We start from the raw sequence: 25,933 nt of genomic DNA on the forward strand, positions 1-25,933 counted from the left end.
TTGACACGCGGAGTTCGCCACGCGGCCACCCCTCGCGCAATCCCCCGTCCCTCCCTACTCTGCTGCCAACACACATCACGTTTCGTCGAAAGGCCGAGGAGAGTCACCGCCATGCGCCGCGCACTGATCATCGTGGACGTGCAGAACGACTTCTGCGAGGGCGGCAGCCTGCCGGTCGCCGGGGGTGCGGAGGTGGCCGCCGCCATCACCGACCTGGTCGCCGAGAGCACCGGCGGCTACGACCACGTGGTGGCCACCCGCGACCACCACATCGACCCCGGCGCGCACTTCTCCGAGGATCCCGACTTCCGGGCGAGCTGGCCGGCCCACTGCGTCGCCGGCACCGAGGGCGTCGGTTTCCACCCCAACTTCGCGCCGAGCGTCACCTCCGGCGCGGTCGAGGCCGTGTTCGACAAGGGTGCCCACGCGGCGGCCTACAGCGGCTTCGAGGGCTTCAACGAGAACGGTGTGGGCCTCGGCGACTGGCTGCGCGCCCACCAGGTGACCGAGGTCGACGTCGTCGGCATCGCGACCGACCACTGCATCCGCGCCACCGCGCTGGACGCCGCGCGCGAGGGCTTCACCACGCGGGTGCTGCTCGACCTGACGGCGGGCGTGGCGAAGGCCACGACGGAGACGGCGCTGGCCGAACTCCGGGCGGCGGGCGTGCGGTTGACCGGCACGCCGGTGGTCCTGCCCGGCTGAGCGGGTGGGCCGGGGACCGACCGAGCGGGTCGACCGAGCGGATCGACTGGGGGTTGACCGAGCGGGTGGGCCGGGGACCGACCGAGCGGGTCGACCGGGGGTTGACCAGGGGTTGAGGCGGGGGCGACAGCATCGCGAACCGGGGGGCGTCAAGACCTGTGAGCCCGTGCGCCCCCCTGTGCTCCCTCCCCGGGCTAAGGGTTGGCTTACCGGCACATGCGCCGGGTATCTGCCGTACAAGCGAGTCCCCCGCTCGAACTCTCCCCCGGCGGGCCCCGATCGATCCGTGGCCGGCCCGCAGTCCCGACGCCGAAGGACGGAACAGCCATGCCACGTCTGACCGTTTCCCAGCTGGCCCTCGGCACCCTCGCCGTCGTCGGCGCCACGGTCGCCCTGCTGGCCCTCTCGGGCACGCAGAGCACGCCGGTCATCCTGCTGCTGGTTCTGCTCGGGCTCGGCGTCGGCGTCTTCGCCGCGGTCCGGCGCGCCAGGCCGCGCGGCGCGGCGGGCCCGTCCCGGGTCGTCGCCCAGAGCCAGGCGCCGGCTGTGGAGACCATCCCGGAGCCCGAGCACGTCGCGCGCTGAGCGCACGGTCGAGCACGAGAAGGTGCGGCGCCCCCTGCCCGGGGCGCCGCACCGTTCATGATCACATCTTTACCGCGCCGGGCTCAACGGGCCTCCACGACCACCGTCTTGGCGGCCTTGTCGTGGAGCGCCTGCCGGTAGGGCTGGTCCCAGGTGACCCAGACGCCGTCGATGATCCACCACAGGCAGCCGCAGACGACCGCCCCCGGCAGCCCCCAGACCGCAGCGCGCAGCCACCCCGGCGAGGAGTCCGGCGCGCTGCCGTTCGCCAGCATCGCGACGCGCAGGCCCAGCCACTTCTTGCCGAGCGTCTGCCCGTTGGACCGGGTCAGCATCAGTCCCTCGTAGACGAAGGCGACCAGCATCGCGGCGAGCGAGCCCACGAAGCTCACCAGACGGCTGTCGTGACGGTCCGCGAAGTAGGTGATCAGCGTGATCGGGACGGTGATGACGATCACGATGACGATGTCCAGGGTGCGGGCCGTGAGCCGCCGCCCCAGCGGCGCGAGGGGCGGCATGCCGCCCAGCACGTCCGTGGGCGCGCCGCCCGGCTGGGTGTCGAAGGGCGGGTGGTAGTACGGTCCGCCACCGTCCGGGGGCTCAGGCGTCGTCATAGCCAGCAGTGAACCACCCGGTCCGGACATTTTGTCGGATCTTGGTGCGTTTTCAGCGTTTCGTCACCGCTTCACGACGTAGGTACCGCCCAGCTTGTCGTGCCAGCTCTGACGGAACTTCCGATCGGTGGCACAGGGCACCAGTTCGAGGATTCCGAGGAGCAGGAAGACCAGCGTCTGGCAGAGGGCGGTCCGCAGGAAGGTGCGGGCCAGCCTCGGCCGGGACTTGGTCCGGACGTCGATCACGGTCAACCCGAAGACCGCCTTGCCCAGGGTCCGCCCCCAGACCGCGACCGGGATCGTCTCGTACAGCACGCCGACGAGGAGCAGGGCCGCCAGCAGCAGGCCGGCGTCGGCCAGCACGGTCCCGTCCACCAGCCACACCGTCTGCGGGACGCCGCTGGCGCGGGCGGCCTCCACCTTCGCCTGCAGGTGCAGCGTCACCCGCTGCACCAGGACCACACCCAGCACCCCGACGAGGGCGTAGGTCACCAGCGCATCCACGAGCCGCGCCCCGATGCGCGGGCCCAGCAGGGCCGGCCGCGTCCCCTTCGGCCTGCGCTGCCCCACGCCGGACGCCGCGCGCCCAGCACGCTCGGGCGCCGCACGGCGCGCCGACCCGGCCTCCGTCGCGCCGGCGACCTCCCGCGCCGGCAGCCCCACCCGCCGCACGGGCGGCTTCGCCTCCGGGGCCGCGACCTGCTCCGGCGGTGCGACCCGCGCGGCCGGCGCCGCCCCGTGGGACGGAACGGACGGTCGCTCCTCGGCCTGCACCGGCGCGGCCGGAGCCGCGGCAGCGGCCGTGGCCGCCCACGACGCGGGCGCGGCTCCCGTGGAAGCGTCGGCGCTGCGCGAAGGCGACACAGGTGCAGGCGCGGGTGCAGACGCGGGTGCAGATGCGGCCGTGGCCCGGACCCCGGAGGACGAGGGCTGCTCCTCCACCGCCCGCCCCGCCAGGGCCGCCCACGAGGCGGGCGCGGCAAGCGGCGGCTTCACGCCCGGGGACGGCGCCGACACCCCGTCACCGGCGAAGCCCACCGGAGCCACCGGCCCCGAGTCGGCGGCCACCCACGCCGCGGGCGCGGCCTCACGCGGCGCGACGGGCGGCGGCGTCAGGCCACGGGACGGCGCCGGGGCGGCGGCGGTCGCCCACGGCGTGGGCGCCTCGTACGGCGGAGCGGCGGTCGGCACCGCGTCGCCGAAGGGCACCGGCCGCTCCCCCGCGGACTCCTCCGGGGCCACCGGCGCCGGTGACGTCCAGGACGCGGGCTCCGCGTCGACCCGCGGGAAGGGCGGCTGCTCCAGGACCGCGGGGGGCACGGCCGGGGGCGGGGCGGGGGCCCACGTCGGTACCACGGGTGGGGTGGTCCAGGAGTCGGTCTCGTACTGGGCCGGGGGCGGGAGCTGGGCGCGCCGGGTCTGGGAGAGCGCGAGGCGCAGGGCGGAGGCGAGTTCCTCGTCCGGGTCGTCCTGGACGAGGGGCGCCTGGCCCGCGGGCTCAGGGACGGCCGGGACGCCTGGGACGCCCCAGGTGACGCTGCGCGGGACCATGCCCGTGTCCAGCAGTCCGGGCTGCGCCTGCGGGCTCGCGCCCCAGACCGACACCGCGCCCCCGTCGGGGGCCTGCCGAGCCGGAACGACCAGCTGCGCCGCGCCCGTCTCGTCCAGGAAGACCGGACCCGTCTCCTCCACCGCCGCGGGCCGCGGGGGCGGGGGCGGGGCGACACGGAGGCCGCCACGGGCGCCGGTGCGCGGCGGGGGCGGCAGCGGCGCACCGTCCTGCGGCGCGGGGCGGGCGCTGCCGGGGGTCCAGGCGTCCCCGTCCCAGTAGCGGACGAAACCGGGAATGGAGGGGTCAGGGTAGTAGCCGGGCGCGGGGCGCTCCGCGGGGGGCTGAACCGTCATTGATAGCAATCCCGCTTCATCGGTGCCGGTGCCTGCGCGGCGGCGCGTCGCGGGGAGAGATGGGGGTCCCGAACACGACGCGTCCTCGCCGTGTCACAAAGAGTAGTACCGCGCTCACGGAACTCATGCGAAAAACCTCGCGAAACCGCTGTAAGAGCGGGAAGCGAGCGCCGTCTCTCCTGGTGACCCGCCCCGAAGGGGCGCGAGCACGAGAGAGGGAGCGCCCCATGGCCGCCGCCGACCGCAACGAGCGCCACGACGACTACGCCGCCGACGTCCACGACTGCGTCGAGCAGGAGCTGACCGTGCAGCTCGTGCTCTCGCCCGAGCGCAGCCTGCCGGTGCCCGCCCTGCTGGCCTACTGCACGGACGACCCGTTCGCCGTGCACATCACCTTCCACCTGGGGCAGGACTCCCCGGTCACCTGGGTCTTCGCCCGCGAACTGCTGGTGGAGGGGGTGTTCCGCGCCTGCGGAACGGGTGACGTGCGGATCTGGCCGACCCGCGCGGACGGGCGCAGCCTGATCTGCCTGGCGCTCAGCTCCCCCGCGGGCGAGGCGCTGCTGGAGGCACCCGCGGCGCCGGTCGCCACCTGGCTGGAGGAGACGCTGCGCGCGATGCCCTCCGGCGCCGAGTCCGCGGCGCTGGACCTGGACGCGCAGTTGGCCGCGCTGCTGGGCAGCGCCTGAAACGGTCTCAGCGCCCGCCGGGCACCGCCCGGCCAGGCACCGCTCAGCCGGGCACCGCTCAGCGTCGCGCCGTGGCTCGGGGACGGCCGCCCAGGGCCGAGGCCCCGCGCCCCTGCGGCGTCTCCCACGCCGGCACGGGCTCGGCACGCAGGCGACGCACGACGCGCACGGCGACCAGGCCCAGGAAGGCCAGACCGAACAGCGGGTAGACCGACGCCATGGGCTCGAACCAGTACGACAGTCTCACCTGCCCCGCCCATGCCCGGTGCGGGACGAACCACATCGCGAAGGAGCAGAAGCACAGCGCGGTCGCGCCCAGCACCAGCCGCCAGCGGTGGCCCGCCCAGCCGGGCCGGGCGCGGCGCCGTTCGTCACGGGCCTCCGCGCCGAGCAGAACCAGCAGCGGCACGCACCAGACCCAGTGGTGGGTCCAGCTGATCGGGGAGACGAGCACCATCGTGAAGGCCACCGTCAGCCCCGACCAGGCCTGGGCCCGGGGCATCCCGGCGCAGCGCCGGTCGATCAGCACGGCCAGCGCGAGGCCGGTGACCGCGACGCCGGCGACCAGCAGCAGCGTCGAGACGCCGGTGTGCGTACTGAGCAGGAGGCGGTCCATCATGCCGCGCAGCGACTGGTTGTCGACGATGTACTCCTTGCCGACGCGCGTGGTGTCGTAGAGCTCCTTGGTCCAGAAGTCCCAGCTGGCGCCGGGCAGGACGAGCAGGCCGACGAGCACCGTGGCGGCGCAGGACGCGGCGGCGGTTGCGGCCGCGCGGAAGCGGCGGGTGAGCAGCAGGTACAGGACGAAGAATCCGGGGGTCACCTTGAGCCCCGCGGCCAGGCCGATGCCGACGCCCTTGAGCCGGCTGCTGTCGGGCAGGGTGAGGTCCCACAGCACCAGGGCGAGGATCAGCAGGTTGATCTGGCCGTACCGCAGCGTCGTCCACACCGGCTCCAGCCAGACCCCGCAACCGGTCACCAGGATCACGGCCGCCGGCCGCAGCGGCCGGCTGGGCCAGCCGACGAGCTTGCAGGACAGTGCGGCGACGACGGCGAGCTCGACCAGGTTGACCAGGGTGACCACCACCCGCAGGACCCCGAAGGACAGCAGCGACGCGGGTGCGAAGAGCATCGCGGAGAACGGGGGGTAGGTCGCGGGCAGCGCGTAGGCGCCGACGCGCAGCTGGTACAGGTCGTGGCCGTGCGCGACCGCCCCGCCCTCGGCCTGGTAGACCATCGCGTCGACCATGGAGACGTGGGAGAGGTGCCGCAGCGCCGCGTACAGCAGCAGCGAGGCCAGCGCCACGAGGGCCGCCCTCTTCGTGGTACGGCGAGGTGCCGTACGGACGGCCTCGATGACCCGATGGACGGTGGCCACGCAGAACACTCCTTCTCGTCTTCCTCGCGTGACACTAACCGAAGCACACGCCCTACACAGGACGAGGCCGGAGCGCCCCGAGTTCCCTCGGTTCACTCCGGCCCCTTCGGCACCGTGCGGATCAGCCGTGCAAATCAGCCGTACGGATCAGCCGTGCGGGATCAGCCCGCGTACGTCCCGAAGGCCCGGCTGAAGTCCAGCGGCTGCTGGGCGATGCTGCTGCAGGTGGCGTCGGCGTAGGACTTGGCCCCGCCGGAGCACTGCTGGTCGCGGGTGGCGGACCACATCGACAGCCAGGCGAGGTGCTTGGCACCCGCGAACTGCGCCAGCTGGGTCGCGTCGGCGACGGTGAAGATCTCGGTGTTGGTGTCGTTGACGCCGATCATCGGGGTCACCGCGACGTGCTTCCACGCGGTGGCGTCGTCCCAGCCGAAGATCGACTTGATCTGGGCCTGGGTCGCGGTCGCGGCGTCGATGGCGTACTGGCCCATCTTGCCGCTCGGGCTCGGCGCGGCACCGTCGCCGTAGTCCATCGCCATCACGTTGACCGCGGAGACGGCGACGCCCGCGTTCTTCGCGTCCTGGAGCAGGTCCGTGCCGGACTGCACCAGGCCGGAGGGCAGCACGGGCAGGGTGAAGGAGACGTCGAGCGCCTTGCCCTTGGCCTTGGCGGTCTGCTGGAGCTGGGCGACGGCCTGGTCGCGGCGGCTGATCCCGGCGGTGTCGGCGGCGGCCGCGCCCTCCACGTCGAAGTCGATCTTGGTGAGCCCGTAGGTGTCGATGACCTTCTGGTACGCCGCGGTGAGCGCGCTCACGCTGGTGCAGGAGTCGGCGAGCTCGGTGCCGTTGGCACCGCCGAAGGAGACCCGCACGTCCCCGCCGAGCGCGCGCAGCGCGCCGATCTGGCCGGGAACGCCGTCGTTGGTCAGCGCGGAGACGCCGCCCCACTCCGGGTTGCAGCCGCCGCCGTCGGTGACGAACGCGAGGTTGAAGTTCTTCACCCCGGTCGCCTTGGCGGTGGCCACGATGTCGTAGGCCGGGTAGAGGGAGGTATCGACGTACGGCGAGAAGCCGGCGCCGGAGGCCGTGCCGGTGCTGGACGCGGAGGGCGTCGGCGTGGGCGTCGGCGTGGTGGTCTTCGTCGCGGTCGGCGTCGGGGTGGGCGCCGGCTTCGTCGCGGTCGCGGTCGGCGCCGGGGTCGGGGTGGCCGTGGTGGGCTGGCCCGACGGGGTCGGCGCGACGCCGGTGGAGCAGTCGGCGCCGTTGATGGTGCAGTTGGTGGGCGCACCCGAGCCGCTCACGACGAATCCGACGACCGCGTGCTGGTTGGCCGCGAGGGTGCTGTCCCAGGAAGCCGGGGTGACCGTGACGTGCCGGCCGCTGGCGGTGTAGGTGGCGTTCCACAGCGAGCTGATGGTCGCGCCGGCGGGCAGGTCGAAGGCGAGCTTCCAGGCACTGATCGGGCTGGAGGTCGGGTTGCTGACGTCGTACTGGCCGCTGTAGCCGCTCCCCCAGTCGCTCGTGGTGGAGTAGACGGCGCCCACGCCCGCGGCGTTCGCACTGACCGCGAGGGCGACGCCGCCTCCGGCGAGGAGCACGGTGGCGACGGCGGACGCGACCACGGTGCGCCGGCTGCGCGGCGCTCGACGGGAACGGCGGGCGTGGTTCGACATGCGGGGGCCTCTCGCAACGGGAACATCGACCGAGGGATCACGCGGTCCGGCGCCTGGCCCCTGGTGGGAAGGGGCGTTAGCCGGGAAGCGCACGGGCGGGTTGGTTGACGCCCTGTCACCACCGGCCGCGCGATCCGTCGCCGAGGACGCTAGCCCGTTCGAAGGAGCGGAAGGCCGGTGCTCAGATGGAGGTAGAGCCCACTTAGGGACCCGTTAAGGAACTGGGGTGGTCGCGTCAGCCCCGGGCGCGGCGCCGTTGCCGCGGCAGCGGCGTGCGCTCGTGCAGCAGGCGGACGCGGATCTCCGTCCCGCCCAGGACGGACCTGCCGATGGCGACATCGCCGCCCGTGCTCTCCGCGACGCGGCGCACGATGTCCAGTCCCAGGCCCGTCGAGCCGTCCCGCTGCGCGCCGACGCCCCGCCGCAGCGCGAGCTCGGGATCGGGGATGCCCGTGCCCGCGTCGGAGACGAGGACGATGACGCCGTCGGGCGTGCCGTGCACGTCGATCGCGAAGGCCGTGCCCTCCGCGGTGTGGCGGAACACGTTGCCGAGCATGGCGTCCAGCGCCGCGGCCAGCTCGGGGGCGGCGACGGGTACGGGCACGGCCCGTTCCGCGCCCGCGAGCTGCCAGGGGCGGCCCTCGTCCTCGGCCAGCGCGGACCAGAACTCGGCGCGGTCGCGGATCACCGCCGCCGCGTCGCAGGACATCGGAACCGAAGTGCCCGCGTCGGCCGGCGCGCCCCCGCGTCCCCGCACCGCGCGGATGATCTGGTCGACCTCGCGTTCCAGCTGCGCCACCGCGTGGCGGGTCTGTTCGGCGGCGACGTCCTGGCCCAGCGAGGCCGCGTTGAGCCGCAGCACCGTCAGCGGCGTGCGCAGGCGGTGGGAGAGGTCGGCGGCGAGTTCGCGTTCCGCGGCGAGCAGCCGCACCACCCGGTCGGCCATCGCGTTGAACGCCGCCGCGGCCTCCCGCAGCTCGCGCGGACTGCCGTCCGCCTGCGGGACGCGGACGGCGAGGTCGCCCTCGCCGAGCGCCCGTGAGGCGTTCGCCAGGCGCCGCGCGGCGCCGACGATGCGGGTGCCGAGCCGGTCGGCGACCGCGACCGAGAGCAGCACGAGCGCCAGCGCGACCCCGCTCAGCACCAGCCAGGCGGTGGTGACGCCGCGCGTCAGCTCGGCGTCGGGCACGTAGACCTCGATCACGGCCACCCGCCCGTCGTTGACGGCGACCGGCTCCAGGTAGGCGTAGCCGCCGTCGACGCCCGTCGTGCCGCTGCGTCCGTTCGCCGCGGCGGACGACAGCGCCTCGGCGCCGACCCGTTCGTGGCCGAGGGTGTCGAAGCCGCCGCCGTCGCGCGGCAGGTGCAGCGCGATCAGGCCGGCCGCACCGTCCTGGGTGCTGGCGAGGGCGCGGGCAAGGGCGCCCTGGTCGGTGGTGATCGCGAGGGCGGGGCCGAGCGTCGCGGCCTGGCGCTCCGCCGCCGTGAAGGCGCGTTCGCGTGCGGTCTCGCGGACCATCAGGCCGAGCGGGATCAGGAAGGCCAGCGCGACCATCGTGGTGACGGCGACGCAGACCTTGAACAGGGCCCCTCTCACCTCACACGTCCGCGGGGAGGTCGCGCGGGTCGGGGATGTCCAGGCGGACGCCGACGCCGCGCACGGTGTGCAGGTAGCGCGGCCGGGAGGCGGTCTCGCCGAGCTTGCGGCGCAGCCAGGACAGGTGCACGTCGATGGTCTGGTCGGTGCCGTAGGGCTGGCGCCAGACCTCGGCCAGCAGTTCGCGGCGGGAGACGACCACGCCGGGCCGGGCGGCCAGGTAGGCGAGCAGGTCGAACTCGCGTCTGGTCAGGTCGAGGTCCCGGCCGTCCAGGGTGGCCTCGCGGCGCTGGAGGTCGATCCGCAGGCCGCCCGTCTGAAGCAGCTGCCCTGCGGGGCCCGCCGAGCCGGCGCGCCGCAGCACGGCCGCCATCCGGGCCGTCAGGTGTTCCACCGAGAAGGGCTTGACCAGGTAGTCGTCGGCGCCGTCGTTGAGCAGCCGGATGATCTCCGTCTCCTCGTCGCGGGCGGTGGAGATGATGACGGGGGTGTCCGTCAGTCCACGGATCATCTTCAGTGCCTCGCCGCCGTCGAGGTCGGGCAGGCCGAGGTCGAGGATCACCAGGTCGCAGCCGACCTGGGCCACCTCGCGCAGCGCTTCGAGCGCCGTGCCGACGCTGCGCACGGCATGGCCCGCGTCGCTGAGGTGACGAATCAGGGCGGACCGAACAAAGGGATCGTCCTCGACCACGAGCACTGTTGCCATGGGCGTGACGGTAGCCCATTCGGGTGTGTGGTCTGTACCTCCTGGGCGTCCTTCGAGACGTGCATACTGACCCGGTGCGAAGACTGCTGGTACAGACGACGGCCTGGGCGGCGGCCACGGGCGCGGCGGTCTCGGTCTCCTGGTTCGGGGTCCACCGGGTGCTGGCCGACGACGGCTACCAGCAGCCCAGCGCGCTGGGCCTGACCGTGGCCGGTTCGGCCTCGCTCACGCCCGCTCCGCTGCCCACCACCATCGGCACCGCGACGCAGTTGGCCGCGCCCCCGACGACGGTCACCACGCACCACGTCACCCCCGGCCGCAGCCGCAGCGCCGTGCCCTCCCCGTCGCCCACGCCCCCGGCGAGCCCCACCGGGGACCTGCACAGCTACACGCCGCCCGGCGGGCGGATCGTGGTCTCGATGGGCGCGACCTCCGCCGACCTGGTCTCGGCCACGCCCGACAGCGGCTGGGCCATGCACGTCTACACCGGCGACGAGTGGCTGCGGGTCGACTTCACCCAGGGCAGCACCGACTCGATCTTCTACGTGACCTGGAACGGCCACCCGCCCATGGTGCAGACCTGGCCGCCGCAGTAGCTCCGGTGGCCCCGGGTCAGAACAGCTTGCCCGGGTTCATGATCCCGAGCGGGTCGAAGACCGCCTTGACCTGACGCTGCAACTCCAGCCCGACCGGGCCGAGCTCACGCGCCAGCCACTCCTTCTTCAGCAGCCCGACCCCGTGCTCGCCGGTGATGGTGCCGCCCAGCTCCAGCCCGAGGGCCATGATCGCGTCGAAGGAGGCGCGGGCACGGGCCGACTCCTCCTCGTCCTTCGCGTCGAAGACCACGACCGGGTGGGTGTTGCCGTCCCCCGCGTGCGCGCAGACACCGATGGTGAGCCGGAAGTCCTCCGCGATCCGGGCCACCCCGGCCAGCATCTCGCCGAGCCGGGAACGCGGCACCGCCACGTCGTCGATCATCGTGGTGCCGAGCCGGTCCAGCGCCGGCAGCGCCAGCCTGCGGGCCTCCAGCAGCAGTTCCGACTCGCCGCTGTCGGCGGCCGGGACCACCTCGGTCGCGCCCGCCTCCCGGCACAGCTCGCCGACCGCGGCCAGGTCCGAGGCCGGGTCGAGGCTGTCGAAGCCGACCAGCAGCAGCGCCGCCGTCGAGTCCGGCAGGCCCATCTGCGCCATCGCGTTGACGGCGCGGACGGTCGTGGTGTCCATCAGCTCCATCAGCGAGGGCACGTGCCCGGCGGCCATCACCGCGCAGACCGCCGCGCAGGCGGCGTCCATGGAGGCGAACTCCGCCGCCAGCGCCAGCTGCGGCGGCGGCGCCGGCCGCAGCGCGACGACCGCCGCCACGACCACGCCGAGGGTGCCCTCCGCGCCGACGAACAGCCGTGTCAGGTCGTACCCGGCGACGCCCTTGGCCGTGCGGCGGCCGGTCCGCAGCAACCGCCCGTCGGGCAGCACGACGTCCAGGCCGAGCACGTACTCGGCCGTCACCCCGTACTTGACGCAGCACAGCCCGCCCGCACCGGTGCCGATGTTGCCGCCGACCGTGCAGGACTCCCAGCTGGACGGGTCCGGCGGGTAGCTCAGCCCGTGCCGCGCGGCCGCCCGCGACAGCTCCGCGTTGACCACGCCCGGCTCGACCACGGCGATCCGGTCGACCGGATCCAGCTCCAGGATCCGGTCCATCTTCAGCATCGACAACGCGATCGCGCCCGCGGCGGCGTTGGCCGCCCCGGACAGCCCCGTCCGCGCACCCTGCGGCACCACGGGCACCCGCAGCCGCGTCGCCGTCCGCATGACGTGCTGCACCTGCTCCACCGTCTGCGGGAAGACGACGACGGCGGGCGGGGCGGAGTCGCAGAACCCCGCCATGTCCTGCCGGTAGGCCGCGGTGACATCGGGATCGGACACGACGGCCGCCTCCGGCAGGCCCTCGCGCAGCAGCTCGACCAGATCGCTCATCCGCCAGGCCCCCTCAGCTCCGAAACTCACATCTTCGTCGGTTTGCCGGTGGAATACAGCCAGGTCGCGAAGAGCGCGTCGAGGTTCTTTCCGGACACCCCCGACGCCAGCGCCTGGAACTCGGCGGTGGTGCCGTGGCCGTGCCGGTGGCCGGCGGCCCACTTCTTCAGGATCGCGAAGAACGCCTGGTCTCCGACGGCCTCCCGCAGCTCCTGGAGCGTCATCGCGCCGCGCGCGTAGCTGGGCACCCCGAACAGGTGCGTGAGGTCGCCCGGATCGCCGGGCGGGTAGGCCCAGAGCTGGTCCGTCGCGGGCTTGGCGTACAGCTGCGCCAGCCGGTCGTGCGGGCTCGCGCCGCCGTGGGCGGCGTCCCAGAGCCACTCGGCGTAGGTGGCGAAGCCCTCGTTGAGCCAGATGTCCTTCCACTGGGTGACCGTCACCGAGTCGCCGAACCACTGGTGCGCGGTCTCGTGCACGAGGGTGTCGAGGTCCGGGGCCTCGTCGTACACCGGCCGGGTCTGCGTCTCCAGCGCGTAGCCGATGTCCTTGTCGTGCACGACCACGGCTCCGGCGGCGTCGAACGGGTAGGGCCCGAACAGGCCCTGCTCCCAGGTGATCACGTCCGGCAGCTGGTCCAGCACGTCCGCGGCGTCCTCGGCCTCGGCCGGGTCGACGGCCGTGTAGACGGGCAGGCCGGAGGCCGTCCAGTACTGGTCGACGTCGAACCGCCCGACCGTGGCCGTGGCCAGGTAGGCGGCCATCGGCGCGCTCTCGTGCCAGGCGAAGGTCGACCGGCCGCCCGCCGTGTGCTGGGTGCGCAGCACCCCGTTGCCCACGGCGGTGTACCCCTGCGGGACGGTCACGGTGATGTCGTAGGTGGACTTGTCGGCCGGGTGCCCGTTGCACGGGAACCAGGTCATCGCCCCCTGCGGCTCCCCGGCGACGAAGGCACCCTGGTCCCCGGGCAGCGCGGTCCACCCGTCGGTTGAGCCGTCGGAGTCGGTGAGGGCGTGCGGCGTGCCGCCGTAGTCGACGGCGACCTTGAACTGCCCGCCCTGGACGACGGTGCGCCCGAGGGTGATCTCCAGCTTCTGGCCGTTGCGGTCGTAGGCGACGGCCTGGCCGTCGACGGTGACCCCGCGGACGTCGAGCCCTGAGAGGTCGAGATCGAACCCGGTCAGGTCCTGGGTGGCGGTCGCGGACAGGACGGCGGAGCCGTCGAGGTGCTGGGTCCTGGGCTGGTAGGTGAGGGTCAGCGCGTAGTGGCGCACGTGCAGCCCCCCGTCTCCGGAGAGCGGCAGCAGCGGGTCCCCGACCCCGGCCGCGCCCTTCGTCCCGACGGGCGCGGGCGCGGACGGGGCCGCGGCCCCGAGCAGGCCACCGACCGTGAGGACGGTCGCGGTGGCCACGAGAATCAGACGGTTCGTCACCTGACCAACCGTAGATTCGACGGTCCGTCAGCACCCTGTCGAAGTAGCCCGAAAGGTGACGGGCGTCACACGCCGGAGGGTCGGCAGTCAGCCGATCGACAGAGCGGGGCCGGAGGAGAGGTACGTGGTCCGGGAGACGCCTCCGGCCTGCCAGAAGACCGTCTCCAGCACCTGGGCCGTGCTCGGGTCGACGATCAGGGCCTCGCTGCCGTTCTGCCCGGCGAAGGCCAGCTCGGTCCCGCTGCGGCCGGCGGCGTCCTTGGCGGCACCGACCAGCTTGACCCCGGTCAGCCTGCCGAGGGCCTTGAACAGCGCCGCCCGCAGCGCCGGGCTCGCCGGGGAGTCCGCGAGGATGCCGCCGGCCTGGCCGAAGACGTCGCGGCCGCCGGCCCGCCCGGCGGACATCATCGAGAGCAGCGTCGCCGGGTCGGTGGGCAGGGCGTCCAGACCGTTCCAGTCGACGAGCTTCGCCCCCACGCTCCAGGTGGGGGCCCCCTTCTTGTAAGTCCTGCCCTTGCTCTCGATGACGTAGCCGGTCCGCGAGACGTACACGGTCGCCGTGCTGGTGTGCGCGCCCACCACGGTCCGCAGCTGCGTCTTCCAGTAGGGCGCGGTGGCGGCGGGCTGCGTGGCGGCGACCTCGGCGACGCCGCCGAGGAAGGCCGGGGCACCGGCCGCGGCCGGCTGGTGCGCGGTCGCGGTGGGACGCCGCGACGGCGCCGGGGCGCCGCTGTTCGTCGCGACCACGACGCCCGCCGCGACGGCGGCCAGCGCGAGCACCGCCACCAGGCGGCGGCCGGTCATCGTCCGGCGCGGGCGCAGCGGGGTGACGACCAGCCCGGCGGTCCGGTTCGGCTGCCGTGCGGCCTCGGCCGACGCCGCGGTCAGCACCGCCGCGCGGGCGCGGTCCAGGGCCTGGTCGGACGGTGGGGCCACGCGACCTGCGGCCTGGAGCGTCTCGGCGCCGGGGAAGTCGAGGTACTCGGACGTCTCGTTCATGGCGGTGGGGGTTCCCTTCGAGGTCATGCGGGGCGAGCGGGTCGAGGAGAGCGGGCGCGGCGGAACGGCGGACGGCTCGGGGCGGCGGGGGCGGGTCACACCGGCTCCCCACCGGGTGTCAGGCGCGGGGCGCGCCACGAGGGCGTCAGCCGCTCGCGCATGCGGCCCCGGGCTCGGTGCAGCCGGGAGCGGGCCGTCCCGGCGGGAATGCCGACGACGGAGGCGGCCTCACTGGGCGTCAGCTGCTCCCAGGCCACCAGCAGCATCAACTCGCGCTCCTCGGTGGGCAGCTCGGCGAGGGCGCGCCGCAGCTGCGGGGCGAGCGCGGCGGCGTCGAGGCGCTGGTCGACCGCCTGCCAGGGGTCGCTGGTCTCCTGCGCCGGAGCGGCCGTGTCCCTGCTGCCGCGCCGCAGGTGCAGCAGCAGGACGTTGCGGGCCACGCCGAAGAGCCAGCCCCGCGCGGTTCCCAGGGCGGGGTCGAAGCCGCGGCGCGCGGAGAAGGCCTGGAGCCAGGTCTCGGCCAGCAGGTCGTCGGCGGCGTGCGGCACCCGGCGGGCGAAGTAGCCGTGCAGGGCGGTGGAGTGCTGCTCCACCAGCGGCGTGAAAGCCGCGGCGTCGTCGGCGGAGCGCCGCAGCAGCGCTTCGGGAGCGTGATGATCCGGTTCCACGGATCCTCCGTCTCTGACCGCCGGACGGCGGTCTCACCCCGTACTTGACGCCAGGGATGAAAGCGTTCGCGCGCCGGGCACGCAACAGGGGCGCAGGAAACCGCGCGACAAGCCACCGGCGCGCGGATGGTCCCCAGTAACAGGGCCATCCGCACGCCGTGGGTTGCTCGCGCAGTTCCCCGCGCCCCTGGCGTGCTGCAACTACCTCGTCGATCAGAGGTTGCCGCGGCGCTCCTGCTCACGCTCGATCGCCTCGAACAGGGCCTTGAAGTTGCCCTTGCCGAAGCCCATCGAGCCGTGGCGCTCGATCATCTCGAAGAAGACCGTCGGCCGGTCCTGCACCGGCTTGGTGAAGATCTGCAGCAGGTAGCCGTCCTCGTCGCGGTCCGCCAGGATCTTCAGCTCGCGCAGCTCGTCCAGCGGCACGCGCGTCTCGCCGACCCACTCGCCGAGCGTGTCGTAGTAGGTCTCGGGGGTGTCGAGGAACTCGACGCCCGCCGCGCGCATCGCGCGGACCGTCGCGACGATGTCGTTGGTGGCCAGGGCGATGTGCTGGACGCCGGGGCCGTTGTAGAACTCCAGGTACTCGTCGATCTGCGACTTCTTCTTCGCGATCGCCGGCTCGTTCAGCGGGAACTTCACCTTGCGGGTGCCGTCCGCAACGACCTTCGACATCAGCGCCGAGTACTCGGTGGCGATGTCGTCGCCCACGAACTCCTTCATGTTGGTGAAGCCCATGACGCGGTTGTAGAAGCCGACCCACTCGTCCATGTGGCCGAGCTCGACGTTGCCCACGCAGTGGTCGACGGCCTGGAACAGGCGCGCGCCGGGCTCGACGATCGGGTCCTTGGCGATGAAGCCGGGCAGGTAGGGGCCGTCGTAGCCGCTGCGGTCCACCAGGGTGTGGCGGGTCTCGCCGTAGGTGGCGATGGAGGCCAGGACCACCGTGCCGTGCTCGTCCTTGAGCTCGTAGGGCTCGACGAGCCCGGTCGCGCCGTGGGCGGTCGCGTACTCGTACGCGGCGCGGACGTCCGGGACCTCGATGGCCAGGTCGATCACGCCGTCGCCGTGCTTGGCGACGTGCCGGTCCAGGAACTCCCCGCGCTCGGTCGACGCCTTGATCACGGAGGTGAGGACGAAGCGGGCGCCGCCCGAGGTCAGCACGTAGCTGGCCGTCTCGCGCTCGCCCGTCTCGGGACCGGAGTAGGCGACCAGGCGCATGCCGAAGGCCGTGGAGTAGTAGTGGGCGGCCTGCTTCGCGTTGCCGACAGCGAAGACGATGGCGTCCATTCCCTTGACCGGGAAGACGTCGGTCGAACTGCTCATGGTGGAACACCTCCGAGGGGTGAGGCCCCGGTGAGGCCCGCTCCGGGTACCGTCCCGCCGATCAACCAGCTGCGCAACCATGACCCCTGGCGCTGCGCAAGCTGTACAGCTCACCCCCCTGCGGGGGTCCTTTGCTGTGCAGAATGCCAGTCACCACCAGGGTGAACCCGTCAGGCCGCTTCAGCACGCCGGAACGGCGGCCGCGTCCCCGCTCTGAAGGGCCTCCAGGGCCTTCACGGCCTGGTCCAGCGTGGTCACCGGGACGAGCCGGAGGCCCTTGGGGGTGTCCACCTCGGCGTCCGAGCACTCGCCGCGCGGGACCAGGAAGACCGTCGCGCCGTCCCGGGCCGCCGCCTTGGTCTTCAGGGAGACGCCGCCCACCGCGCCGACGTTGCCGGTGTCGTCGATCTCGCCGGTGCCGGCCACGACGGAGCCGCCGGTGAGGTCGCCCGCCGCGCCCTGCTTGCCGCTGCCGTTGCCGTTCAGCTCGTCGATGATCCCGAGGGTGAACATCAGGCCCGCGCTGGGCCCGCCCACGTCGGCCAGCTTGAGGTCGACGTGGACCTGCGAGGAGGAGAGCCCCAGAAAGCCCAGCGCGGCGGTCGTCGCGGACTCCTGCGACTGCTGCATGGCCTGCTGGTTGACCTGGTTGGCCTGGCTCACGGACTGCCCGGAGGGGTAGACGGAGTCACGCGGGACGACGGCCCGGTTCGGGTCGCCCCAGGCGCTGACGATCTCCGGCAGGCGCGGGCTGTAGTCGGGCAGGGTGGCCGCGATGGTGGTCATCCGCAGCTGGCCGTCGGTCTGGCGGGTCGGGTGCCCGGTGATGGTGATCACCTGGGTCCCCTGGTAGCTGCCGAGGGTGTTCACCGAGATGCCCGGCTGGAGCACGGTGTACGGCAGCGGCACGCCGAGCGCCGTCGCGATCGGGGCGGCGACCAGCACCGCGCACAGGATCAGCCGGTTGCGGCGCGGGGCGAGCCAGGAGAGATAGGAGGACACGCCCGAATTCTAGGCAGAGGCACCGGGCAACCCGGGCACCCCCGCAGGGGTGCCGCCGGCGCCCGCCGTGCGGCGCCGCTACCGCAGCGCCTCGGAGACCTCCAGCGCGGCCTCGACCACGCGCGGCCCGACCCGCTCCGGCGTCGTGCCGCCCAGCATCAGCACGCCAACGCTGCCCTCGATCCCGATCAGGCCCCGCAGCGGAGCGGCCACGCTGTTGGCGCCGGAGCGCTCCTCGGCGGAGCCGGTGACCCACTCGGGCTCGGGACGGGGCTGCCCGTAGCCGGTCGCGCGGGCCTGGAGGATGGCGCGCCCGGCCGCGTTCTCGGCGAGCGCGTGGCGCACGCCGGTGCGGTAGGCGACGTGGAAGTCGGTCCAGGTGGGCTCGACGACGGCGACGACGAGGGCTTCGGCGCCGTCCACCAGGGTGAGGTGCGCGGTGGCGCCGAGGTCCTCGGCGAGGCTGCGCAGGGCCGGCAGGGCGGCCTCGCGCAGCAGCGGGTGCACCCGGTGCGAGAGCCGCAACACCCCGAGGCCGACGCGGGCGCGCCCGCCGACGTCCCGGCGCACGAGTCCGTGCTGCTCCAGCGTGGCCAGCAGCCGGTAGACGACGGTGCGGTTCACCTCCAGCCGGGCGGCGAGCTCGGTCACGGTGAGCCCGCGTTCGGCGTCGGCGAGCAGCTTGAGCACGCGCACGCCGCGGTCCAGCGTCTGTGAGGTCTCAGCGGTCACGCGCGTCTCCTTCCAAGAGGGCGCCGAGGGATTCCGTGAGGCTTCCTTGACGCACGGCCCATCTCGGGTGGGTGCGAGGAACGTAATGAGGGTGCACCGCTCTGCGGAAGTACTCGTCCAGATTTCGGTCACCATTCGTTATCCGGGGGACCGCCGGAAACCGGACCAATCCGGCTTATTCACCCCAGGCGGAGCAGGCCCTCGCGGACGGCCGTGGCCACCGCGGCGCCACGCGTGTCGACGCCGAGTTTGGTGTAGATGCTGGCGAGGTGCCCCTTGGCCGTCGCCTCGCTGATGTACAGGCGGGCGGCGATCTGGCGGTTCGGCAGGCCCTCGCCGAGCAACTGCAGGACCTCGACCTCGCGGGCCGAGAGCGTGGGGACGTTGCCGCGGACGCGGCGCAGGACGCGGCGGACGGCCGTCGCGCCGAGGACGGTCTCGCCCCGGGCGGCCGCGCGGATGCCCGCGAGAAGCGCGCCGGGGTCGGTCTCCTTGCCGAGGAAGCCGACGGCTCCCGCGTCGATCGCGGCGAAGATGTCCGTGTCGCTGCTGTGGGCGCTGAACACGAGCACCGCCGGGGGCGTGTGCAGGGCGTCGAGGCGGCGCAGCAGGTCGAGGCCGGAGGCGGTGCCCTGGCCGAGGTCGAGGTCGAGCAGGACGACGTCGGGGCCCTGCCCGGGCGGGGTCTCCTCGATGAGGGCCAGCGCCTCGCGCGTGCTGGAGGCCTCCCCGATCAGTTCCAGGTCGAACTGGTCCTCGATCAGAACGCGGAGCCCGAGCCGGATCGCGGGGTGGTCGTCGACGACCAGGACCCGAGCTCTGTCCTCGGGATCCGGTCCACGCCCTGCCACTTCCCCATCACTCCCCGGCTGCCGTTTCGAGTGCCCAGTCTAGGGGGCAGTCTTCTGCCGCCGCAGGCTAATGGTTGGTTTCGGCCACTTACCAGTTCCCGATCGTGCCTGTCCAGGTTCGTTCGGCTGGTTTTTCTGCACCCTTTCAGTCCGGTTTGATCCCCACGAAGGGGGGATGAACCATCGTGACCGATCAGTAATGATCAGTTCATGCCGGACGGCGAGGAGGCTGCCCGGCGGTTCGCACACAACGGGCTGCACGACGGGGGATTCCGTCCGGCACCCTCCCCCGGCCGCAGACCGGGGGGAACCTCTGAAAGGTTCGGACAGGCACCATGAACAGCACGCTGCGTGGCCAGATCACGATGGAACTGGCGACCACGGCCGGCCTGAGTTACCAGATCCCGGTGCGCCTTGCCTTCCACCAGGCCACACCCTGGGCGATCGAGCTCACCTTCTTCCTCCCCGGCGACGAACCGGTCCGCTGGACCGTCTCCCGGGAGCTGCTTCTCGACGGACTCAGCACGGTCGCCGGGGAGGGCGACATTCAGGTCCGCCCGCTGGAATGGCACGACGACGATCTGGTGGCCATCACGCTGCGCTCGCCGGAGGGCGAGGCGGAGCTGATCGCACCGCTGACGGCGCTGCACGCCTACCTGCTGCGCACCGACATGATGATCCCGTTCGGCGAGGAGTTCAGCGACGAATGGCTCGACCGCGGGATCACGCGTCTGCTGATCGGCGCGGAACTGCACAACTGACCCGATCCTGACGGATTCGGGGGCCAAGGGGATCGGCGGTCGCGATGGGGCGGCCGCCGGCTCGTGTATTCGGGGATTCGTGCACGACCCGCCCGACGGCCGGCCGATGTCAGGCCGTCAGTCGTGGCGCGCCGGAAGATGCCAGGCCGTCAGTCGTGGCCGGCCGGAAGATGTCAGGCCGTCAGCCGCGCCGGGCGCGTCAGCGGCAGGTCGACGGCGATGACCGTGCCGCGGCCGACCCAGGAGGACAGCTCGAAGGCGCCGCCGACACCCTCGACCCGCGCCCGCATCGCGTCCAGGCCGACGCCCCGTTCCAACGGCTCCGGCCGCTGCGCGCCCGCGACGATCCCGGGCGGCAGACCGACCCCGTTGTCGCGCACCTCGACGTTCAGGCGCTCCGCGCCATAGCTCAGCACCACCTCGACCCGAGTCGCCCAACCGTGCCGCAGCGCGTTGTTGACGGCCTCCTGGATGACCCGCAGCATCGCGCTCTCGGTCGCGATCGGCAGCCGGAACGGCTCCCCGCGCAGCGTGTAGACCAGCCGCTGCCCGACCTCCTGGGCGATCTCCCGCGACACCAGCGTGCGCTGGACCAGCATCACGTAGCGGTCCACCGCGGACGGCAGGCCGCCCCCGTCCAGCTCGGAGAAGGCGATCCCGTGGACCATGTCCCTGGCCTGGCCGAGCGCCACGGAGTTGATCTCGGCGGCGGCCCGCAACCGGGTACGGGCCTTGTCCAGGTCCTCGACCGGCGGCATGGCCTCGTCGGCCGCCTTCAGCAGCATGGCCATCGCCGACAGGCCCTGCGCGACGGTGTCGTGCACGTCCTGGGCCAGCCGCCCGCGCTCCTCCGCCCGGCCGGCCTCCCGTTCGTCGTGCCGCTGCTCCTCGCAGACCCGGCGCAGCTCGGCGATCAGGACGCGGTCGCGGGCGCGCAGCGTCCTGATCAGCGACAGGCACCGCGCCACCCACAGCGCCAGGCTGGCCCCGACGAGCAGCCCGAGGGTGGCCAGCGGGTACGGCGGCTGGTGCACGCACAGCCGCATCAGCAGGGCGATGCTGGTCAGCCCGCCCACGACCAGCCAGGGCGCGGCAGGCAGCATCAGCAGGTAGACGAAGTAGAGCGGCACCACCAGCAGCTCGAACTCCATCCGCGTGGCCGCGAGCGACAGCCACAGCGCGGTGAGCGCGACCAGCCACAGGGCGGCCTCGGGCACGACGCGCGGCGTCGGCGCCCAGGCCCGCTCGTCGACGTCGGCACGGCGGGCGACCTCGGGAGCGAGCGCGTAGACCGCCGCGAAGACGGCACCGAGCGCGAGCACCGCACCCCGGCTCCGGCCGGGGTCGACGACCGTCCCGTGCAGCACGATCAGGGCCAGCAGACCCAGCGTGCCCAGGTGCAGCGGCGCGAGCAGCCCGCGGACGGTCCGCGCCGCCTGCCTGCCCACCCCGTCGGCGGTCCTGCCCCCTGCGGCGTTCACTTCACGAAGCCTCATCTGGCCGCTCATCCTGTGGTGGTCCGTCGTTCGCTGATACCGCCTGCCTGCCCCCACACCGCGGCCGGCTCAGTCGATCCTGGTCGCCCATTCACGGATCTTGCCGATCCGGGCCTGGAGCTGATGCGCCGTCGCCTGGGCGGTCAGCGGACCGCCGCAGACCCGGCGCAGCTCGTTGTGGATCGTTCCATGTGGCTGCCCCGTTCGGTGGTGCCACGCGCCGACCAGGCCGTTGAGCTCCTTGCGCAGCTCCTGGAGCTGCTGGTGGGTGACCACCGGCCGCTTCTCGGCCTCCATCTCCAGCAGGTCCGCCTCCTCGGCGGGCTTGGTCTTGCTGCGCTGGATCTGCCGGGTCTGGCGGCGCTGCAACAGCAGCCGCACCTGGTCCGGTTCGAGCAGGCCGGGAATGCCGAGGTAGTCGGACTCCTCCTCGGAGCCGGCGTGCGCCTGCATGCCGAACTCCGCGCCCTCGTAGAGCACCCGGTCGAAGATCGCGTCCGACTCCAGTGCCTCCCAGGGCATGTCGTCGAGCCCGCCGTCGGCCTCGTCCTGGGTCCTCTCGGCCTCGGCCAGCAGCGCGTCCTCCTCGCCGAAGAGGTCGTCCTCCTGACCCTTCTTCTGCTTGTCGAGGATGTGGTCGCGCTGCAGCTCCATCTCGTTGGCGAAGCCCAGCAGCGTCGGGATGGTGGGCAGGAAGACCGAGGCCGTCTCGCCGCGGCGCCGGGTCCGCACGAAGCGGCCGACGGCCTGCGCGAAGAAGAGCGGGGTGGAGATCGAGGTGGCGTAGACGCCGACGGCGAGCCGCGGCACGTCGACGCCCTCCGACACCATGCGCACCGCGACCATCCAGCGGTCGGTCGAGTCGGAGAAGTCGGTGATCCGCTGGGAGGCCTCCGCCTCGTCGGACAGCACGAGCGCGGCGCCCTGGCCGGTGATCTCGCGCAGCATCTTCGCGTAGGCGCGGGCCGACTCCTGGTCGGAGGCGATCACCAGCGCCCCGGCGTCCGGGATCGACTTGCGCACCTCGGTCAGCCGCTGGTCCGCCGCGCGCAGCACGTTCGGCATCCACTCGCCGTGCGGCGAGAGCGCGGTGCGCCACGCCTGGGCGATGACGTCCTTGGTCATCGGCTCGCCGAGGGTGGCGGCGAGCTCGTCGCCGGCCTTGGTGCGCCAGCGCATGTTGCCGCTGTAGGAGAGGAACATCACCGGACGCACGACGTGGTCCGCGAGGGCGTTGCCGTAGCCGTAGGTGTAGTCGGCGATGCTGCGGCGGACGCCGTCCCCGTTGTCGGCGTAGCTGACGAACGGGATCGGGTTGGTGTCGGAACGGAACGGCGTCCCGGTCAGGGCGAGTCGGCGGGTGGCCGGCTCGAACGCCTCCAGGCAGGCCTCACCCCAGGACTTCGAGTCACCGGCGTGGTGGATCTCGTCGAGGATGATCAGCGTCTTGCGGTTCTCGACCCGGTTGCGGTGCAGCATCGGGTTCACCCCGACGCCGGCGTAGGTGATGACCACTCCGTGGTAGTCCCGGGAGAGCGGCCCGCTGCTGTAGGCCGGGTCCAGCCTGATCCCTATCCGCGCGGCGGCCTCGGCCCACTGCTTCTTGAGGTGCTCGGTGGGCGCCACGACGGTGATCTGCTGGATCACGTGGTTGTGCAGCAGGTACTGCGCCAGGGTCAGCGCGAAGGTCGTCTTTCCCGCGCCCGGGGTCGCGACCGCGAGGAAGTCGCGCGGCTGCTTCTCGACGTACTTCTCCATCGCGGCCTGCTGCCAGGCGCGCAGCTTGCCGGCCGTACCCCAGGGGGCACGACCGGGGAAGGCGGGCGACAGGTGATGCGGTGCGTGGGCGGCGGTGGACGCGGCGGCGTGGGAGGGGCTGGCGGTACTCACGGTCTCCGGCGGGGTCGACGTCAGGGGCGGCGAGCCCGCGGGGCTCGATCCGACAACCCGGCAAGCTTACCGGCGCCCGCGCCGGAGGCTGGGGACGTCGAGTGTGTTGCACCATCCTCAGGCGGCGCAGCCGCCAGGGGTGCGGGGCTCCGCTCGATTGGCTGCGTGCGCGAGCGACCCACCCGAGGCGGATGGTCCTGCGCCATCGAGGACCATCCGCACGCCGCTGGCTTGTCGCGCCCCTAACGCGCTGCCCTGCCGGACACCGCGGCACCCGTGACCATCACCACAGTCATCGCCACGAACACCGCGACGAAACCCGTCGTGGTGCCCGTGCCGAGGGAGGTGAACAGCATTCCGCCCAGGGCCGTGCACACGATGTTCCCCAGCGCGTCACTCACCTGCAGCGAAGCCGAGTTCGCGCCCGCCTCCCCCGGCTCGGAGAGAGCGAACAGCAGCACGCTGATGCTGGCGATCGCCAGCCCCATGCCGCAGCCGCCCAGCGTCCACGCGGCGAAGACGAGGAACGCGGGCGCGCCGGGCTGCGCCGCCACCGCGACCAGCGCGATCGCGACGGCCCCCGCGACCAGCCCCGCGCGGACCAGGCGCAGCCGGTGCCGCTCCGCGAAGGGACGTCCCTGGAGCCAGGAGCCGACGGCCCAGAAGATGCCTCCGCCGGAGAGGGAGAGGCCGGCCAACGTCGGGGAGTAGCCGTGCTGGGTGACCAGCATCAGCGGGATGAACGCCTCGGCGGAGATGAACCCGCCCGCCGCTATGCCGCGCAGCAGGATCACCGTGGGCAGCCCGCGCGCAGCGCGGAAGGTGCCGGCCGGCAACAGGCGCAGCGCCGCCGGCGCCAGCAGCGCGGCACCCGCGAGGGCGGGCAGCAGCGACCACAGGTCGAGCCGCTGCGTGGCGTACTGGAGCAGGCCCGCCCCGGCGGCGAGCGCGAGCGCGAGGAGGAGGCGTCGGCGGTCCAGCGGCTGCCCCGCCGCGTCCCCGGCGCCGATGCCGCGCAGCTGCGGCAGCATCAGCACGAGCGGGGCCACGATCAGCACCGGGATGGACAGGAAGACCCAGCGCCAGCCGAGGTGCTGGGTGACCGTGCCGGACACCAGCGGGCCGACCACCGAGGGCAGTACCCAGGACGCGGCGAAGGCCGCGAACACCTTGGGTCGCAGCCGCTCGGGGTAGCGCAGCCCGACGACGACGTAGAGCGCGACGATGACCAGCCCGCCGCCGAGCCCCTGGGTGACCCGTCCGGCGACGAAGGTCCACATCGTGGTGGCCGTGCCCGCCAGCACCAGCCCCACCCCGAACACGGCGATGCCCGCGCCCAGCGGGACCAGCGGACCGCGCTTGTCGCACCACTCCCCCGAGACCACCATGGCCAGCAGGCTGGCGGTGAAGTACCCGGTGAAGGCGAAGGCGTACAGCCCGACACCGTGCAGGGCCGCCGCGGCGACCGGCATGGCGGTGTTGACGGCGGTCGCCTCGAAGGCGATCAGCAGGACGCAGGCCACGATGCCGATCGTGAGCATGCGGTAGGGCCGGGTCAGGATGCCGGTGGTCGCGTCCGCGTCGTTGAGTCCGGTCGGTCCGGCAAGGGTGGTCACCGACCCCATGGTAAGGGGTGGACCCGCTATTCGCTCCTGTCGTTCGTGTCGCGCGATGTCGCTTCCGTTGCCTCCTGTGAACAGTCCCCGGCCGTCGTTGACGGGCCCCGGGGACCGCCGCGTAACGTCGTTCCCGAAGCGGCAAGCCGCAGCACCAAGCAACAACCCGCCCGTGTGCCCGAGTGGTTGAGGGAACCGCCTGCAAAGCGGTTTACGCCGGTTCGATTCCGGTCATGGGCTCCACCGCACAGCGCTGCGCCGCGTGCGCCTCGAACTCCTCGGGGAACGCGGCCAGCGCGCTCAGCAGCAGCCGCGCCGCGGCGTGCGTGGCCGGATCGTCGCCGCGCTCCGCGGACTGCGTGGACCAGCGCACCACCGTGTCGAACGCGCCCGGCTCCGCGAGATCGCCCAGCGCGGCCACCACCCGGGGCACGTCCCCCCGGCAGCGCGGCGCCGCCAGCCGCAACGTCCTGGCCGTCTCGGCGACGCCGCAGCGGTCGCGCGGCAGCACGCTGATCACCCGGGCACTGCCCTCGCGGGGCTCCCACCGGGTCTCCAGCGCCCGGTGCGCGGGCAGCCACACGCCGGTCACGCCGCCGATCAGGACGGCCTTGGCGTCCCGGGCGCTGCCACCGAGGAGGGTCCGCACGGGCGTACCGGCCGCCGTCTCCACGACCTGCGGCAGCCCCGCACCGTTGTGCACGGTGCAGAGCACGCTGCCGGGCGTCTCCGGCGTGCCGATCGCCCGGAACCACGCCGAGCCGTAGCGGGCGATCAGCGCGATCTGCCCCAGCGTCTCGGCGGCCACCGCGAGGGGCTGCGCCCCGGGCGAACGGCGCAGCACGCCGTCCACCTGCCACAGCCCCTCCTCGACCAGGCGCGGCGCGCGGCGCAGCACGGTCTCGTTGTTGTGACAGGTCGGATCCCCGTCCCCGCTGATCACGAGGACGCGGCTCGCGGGTGCGTCCAGCCTCGCGGCGAGCGCGGACAGGCCCGCGTCGGCGAGCAGGGGGACGAGATCGACGCCACCGGGCGTCGGACCCTCGATCGCGTCCCGAGCGAGGAGACGCGGCAGCGTCAGCCGGTGGCTCGCGGTGGTGGTCACGGGAGGGCTACTTCTTCCGCGCGACCACGACGGTGCCGGACTTCGGCGAGAGCCGCCGCAGAGGGGCTTCGCCCGGACGCTTGCTGGCCGCGGTGAGGATCATTGTCTTGCTCCCGTCGTCGTGGTTGGTCTCCGACTACGGGTTCCACGTTGCTCCCCTGTGATGAGAGCACCATGAACGATCCATCCCATGTGCGCTGAGAGCAACCGTCAGGGGCGCGGGGCTCT

The 25,933-nt window shown here is 73.1% G+C and carries 23 protein-coding genes and 1 tRNA gene; 6 read left to right on the forward strand and 18 right to left on the reverse strand.

Annotated features, from left to right (window positions below; genetic code table 11):
* The first annotated feature begins 111 nt into the window (after positions 1 to 111).
* Positions 112 to 705, forward strand: a complete 594-nt coding sequence (locus ABH931_RS24515) for an isochorismatase family protein (RefSeq protein WP_370117079.1) — start codon at positions 112 to 114, stop codon at positions 703 to 705.
* Between the two features lie 327 nt (positions 706 to 1,032).
* Positions 1,033 to 1,290, forward strand: a complete 258-nt coding sequence (locus tag ABH931_RS24520; protein WP_370117082.1) for a hypothetical protein — start codon at positions 1,033 to 1,035, stop codon at positions 1,288 to 1,290.
* Positions 1,291 to 1,373: 83 nt separating this feature from the next.
* On the opposite strand, the gene ABH931_RS24525 is transcribed toward ABH931_RS24520, so the two are convergent.
* Entirely contained in the window at positions 1,374 to 1,904 is a 531-nt protein-coding gene (locus ABH931_RS24525) for an RDD family protein (RefSeq protein WP_370117085.1), read from the reverse strand.
* A gap of 63 nt (positions 1,905 to 1,967) precedes the next feature.
* Positions 1,968 to 3,809, reverse strand: coding sequence for an RDD family protein (locus tag ABH931_RS24530; RefSeq protein ID WP_370117088.1), 1,842 nt, complete (start codon positions 3,807 to 3,809; stop codon positions 1,968 to 1,970).
* Between the two features lie 227 nt (positions 3,810 to 4,036).
* Here ABH931_RS24530 and ABH931_RS24535 point away from each other — a divergent pair, with 227 nt between their 5' ends.
* Entirely contained in the window at positions 4,037 to 4,498 is a 462-nt protein-coding gene (locus ABH931_RS24535) for an SsgA family sporulation/cell division regulator (RefSeq protein WP_370117089.1), read from the forward strand.
* 58 nt (positions 4,499 to 4,556) lie between these two features.
* On the opposite strand, the gene ABH931_RS24540 is transcribed toward ABH931_RS24535, so the two are convergent.
* The 4 genes from ABH931_RS24540 to ABH931_RS24555 all read right to left on the reverse strand — a co-directional run bounded on the left by ABH931_RS24540 (position 4,557) and on the right by ABH931_RS24555 (position 9,852).
* Complete coding sequence (locus tag ABH931_RS24540) at positions 4,557 to 5,876, reverse strand: glycosyltransferase 87 family protein (protein WP_370117091.1); 1,320 nt, start codon at positions 5,874 to 5,876, stop codon at positions 4,557 to 4,559.
* Between the two features lie 161 nt (positions 5,877 to 6,037).
* Positions 6,038 to 7,549 carry a cellulose binding domain-containing protein gene (locus tag ABH931_RS24545; protein ID WP_370117093.1) on the reverse strand — a complete coding sequence of 504 codons (1,512 nt, stop codon included), beginning with the start codon at positions 7,547 to 7,549 and terminating at the stop codon, positions 6,038 to 6,040.
* A 235-nt stretch (positions 7,550 to 7,784) separates the two neighbouring features.
* On the reverse strand, positions 7,785 to 9,146 hold the full coding sequence (locus ABH931_RS24550) for a sensor histidine kinase (RefSeq protein WP_370117096.1): 1,362 nt from the start codon (positions 9,144 to 9,146) through the stop codon (positions 7,785 to 7,787).
* Position 9,147: 1 nt separating this feature from the next.
* Positions 9,148 to 9,852, reverse strand: coding sequence for a response regulator transcription factor (locus ABH931_RS24555; RefSeq protein ID WP_370117099.1), 705 nt, complete (start codon positions 9,850 to 9,852; stop codon positions 9,148 to 9,150).
* A gap of 74 nt (positions 9,853 to 9,926) precedes the next feature.
* Here ABH931_RS24555 and ABH931_RS24560 point away from each other — a divergent pair, with 74 nt between their 5' ends.
* Positions 9,927 to 10,448, forward strand: coding sequence for a hypothetical protein (locus ABH931_RS24560; RefSeq protein ID WP_370117102.1), 522 nt, complete (start codon positions 9,927 to 9,929; stop codon positions 10,446 to 10,448).
* 16 nt (positions 10,449 to 10,464) lie between these two features.
* Here ABH931_RS24560 and ABH931_RS24565 read toward each other — a convergent pair whose 3' ends face one another.
* From ABH931_RS24565 to ABH931_RS24600, 8 genes are all read right to left on the reverse strand, one after another.
* On the reverse strand, positions 10,465 to 11,829 hold the full coding sequence (locus ABH931_RS24565) for an FAD-binding oxidoreductase (RefSeq protein WP_370117104.1): 1,365 nt from the start codon (positions 11,827 to 11,829) through the stop codon (positions 10,465 to 10,467).
* 26 nt (positions 11,830 to 11,855) lie between these two features.
* On the reverse strand, positions 11,856 to 13,259 hold the full coding sequence (locus tag ABH931_RS24570; protein ID WP_370117107.1) for a M1 family metallopeptidase: 1,404 nt from the start codon (positions 13,257 to 13,259) through the stop codon (positions 11,856 to 11,858).
* An 87-nt stretch (positions 13,260 to 13,346) separates the two neighbouring features.
* Positions 13,347 to 14,258, reverse strand: a complete 912-nt coding sequence (locus tag ABH931_RS24575) for a hypothetical protein (protein WP_370117110.1) — start codon at positions 14,256 to 14,258, stop codon at positions 13,347 to 13,349.
* A gap of 95 nt (positions 14,259 to 14,353) precedes the next feature.
* On the reverse strand, positions 14,354 to 14,926 hold the full coding sequence (locus ABH931_RS24580) for an RNA polymerase sigma factor (RefSeq protein WP_370117112.1): 573 nt from the start codon (positions 14,924 to 14,926) through the stop codon (positions 14,354 to 14,356).
* Positions 14,927 to 15,139: 213 nt separating this feature from the next.
* Positions 15,140 to 16,252 carry a 4-hydroxyphenylpyruvate dioxygenase gene (gene hppD / locus ABH931_RS24585; RefSeq protein ID WP_370117115.1) on the reverse strand — a complete coding sequence of 371 codons (1,113 nt, stop codon included), beginning with the start codon at positions 16,250 to 16,252 and terminating at the stop codon, positions 15,140 to 15,142.
* Positions 16,253 to 16,432: 180 nt separating this feature from the next.
* Complete coding sequence (locus tag ABH931_RS24590) at positions 16,433 to 17,254, reverse strand: S16 family serine protease (RefSeq protein ID WP_370117118.1); 822 nt, start codon at positions 17,252 to 17,254, stop codon at positions 16,433 to 16,435.
* Positions 17,255 to 17,332: 78 nt separating this feature from the next.
* Positions 17,333 to 17,986, reverse strand: coding sequence for an IclR family transcriptional regulator (locus tag ABH931_RS24595; protein WP_370117121.1), 654 nt, complete (start codon positions 17,984 to 17,986; stop codon positions 17,333 to 17,335).
* Positions 17,987 to 18,165: 179 nt separating this feature from the next.
* A complete protein-coding gene (locus tag ABH931_RS24600) occupies positions 18,166 to 18,837 on the reverse strand; it encodes a response regulator (RefSeq protein WP_370117124.1) in 672 nt (223 codons plus the stop codon).
* 335 nt (positions 18,838 to 19,172) lie between these two features.
* Here ABH931_RS24600 and ABH931_RS24605 point away from each other — a divergent pair, with 335 nt between their 5' ends.
* The gene (locus ABH931_RS24605) at positions 19,173 to 19,598 is read left to right on the forward strand and encodes an SsgA family sporulation/cell division regulator (RefSeq protein WP_370117127.1); all 426 of its coding nucleotides are present in this window, start codon (positions 19,173 to 19,175) and stop codon (positions 19,596 to 19,598) included.
* A 173-nt stretch (positions 19,599 to 19,771) separates the two neighbouring features.
* Here ABH931_RS24605 and ABH931_RS24610 read toward each other — a convergent pair whose 3' ends face one another.
* The 3 genes from ABH931_RS24610 to ABH931_RS24620 all read right to left on the reverse strand — a co-directional run bounded on the left by ABH931_RS24610 (position 19,772) and on the right by ABH931_RS24620 (position 24,609).
* Entirely contained in the window at positions 19,772 to 21,094 is a 1,323-nt protein-coding gene (locus ABH931_RS24610) for an ATP-binding protein (protein WP_370117130.1), read from the reverse strand.
* A gap of 69 nt (positions 21,095 to 21,163) precedes the next feature.
* Positions 21,164 to 22,984 carry a DEAD/DEAH box helicase gene (locus ABH931_RS24615; RefSeq protein ID WP_370117133.1) on the reverse strand — a complete coding sequence of 607 codons (1,821 nt, stop codon included), beginning with the start codon at positions 22,982 to 22,984 and terminating at the stop codon, positions 21,164 to 21,166.
* Positions 22,985 to 23,226: 242 nt separating this feature from the next.
* The gene (locus ABH931_RS24620; protein WP_370117136.1) at positions 23,227 to 24,609 is read right to left on the reverse strand and encodes an MFS transporter; all 1,383 of its coding nucleotides are present in this window, start codon (positions 24,607 to 24,609) and stop codon (positions 23,227 to 23,229) included.
* Between the two features lie 159 nt (positions 24,610 to 24,768).
* Between ABH931_RS24620 and ABH931_RS24625 the strand changes: the two genes are divergently transcribed.
* A tRNA-Cys gene (locus ABH931_RS24625) sits at positions 24,769 to 24,843 on the forward strand.
* Here ABH931_RS24625 and ABH931_RS24630 read toward each other — a convergent pair.
* Positions 24,812 to 25,705 (reverse strand): hypothetical protein, encoded by an 894-nt coding sequence (locus ABH931_RS24630; protein ID WP_370117139.1) that lies wholly within the window; start codon positions 25,703 to 25,705, stop codon positions 24,812 to 24,814. The genes ABH931_RS24625 and ABH931_RS24630 overlap by 32 nt on opposite strands.
* Between the last annotated feature and the right edge of the window lie 228 nt (positions 25,706 to 25,933).

The organism is Streptacidiphilus sp. MAP12-33 (assembly GCF_041261265.1).
In the GTDB taxonomy this organism is placed as follows: domain Bacteria; phylum Actinomycetota; class Actinomycetes; order Streptomycetales; family Streptomycetaceae; genus Streptacidiphilus.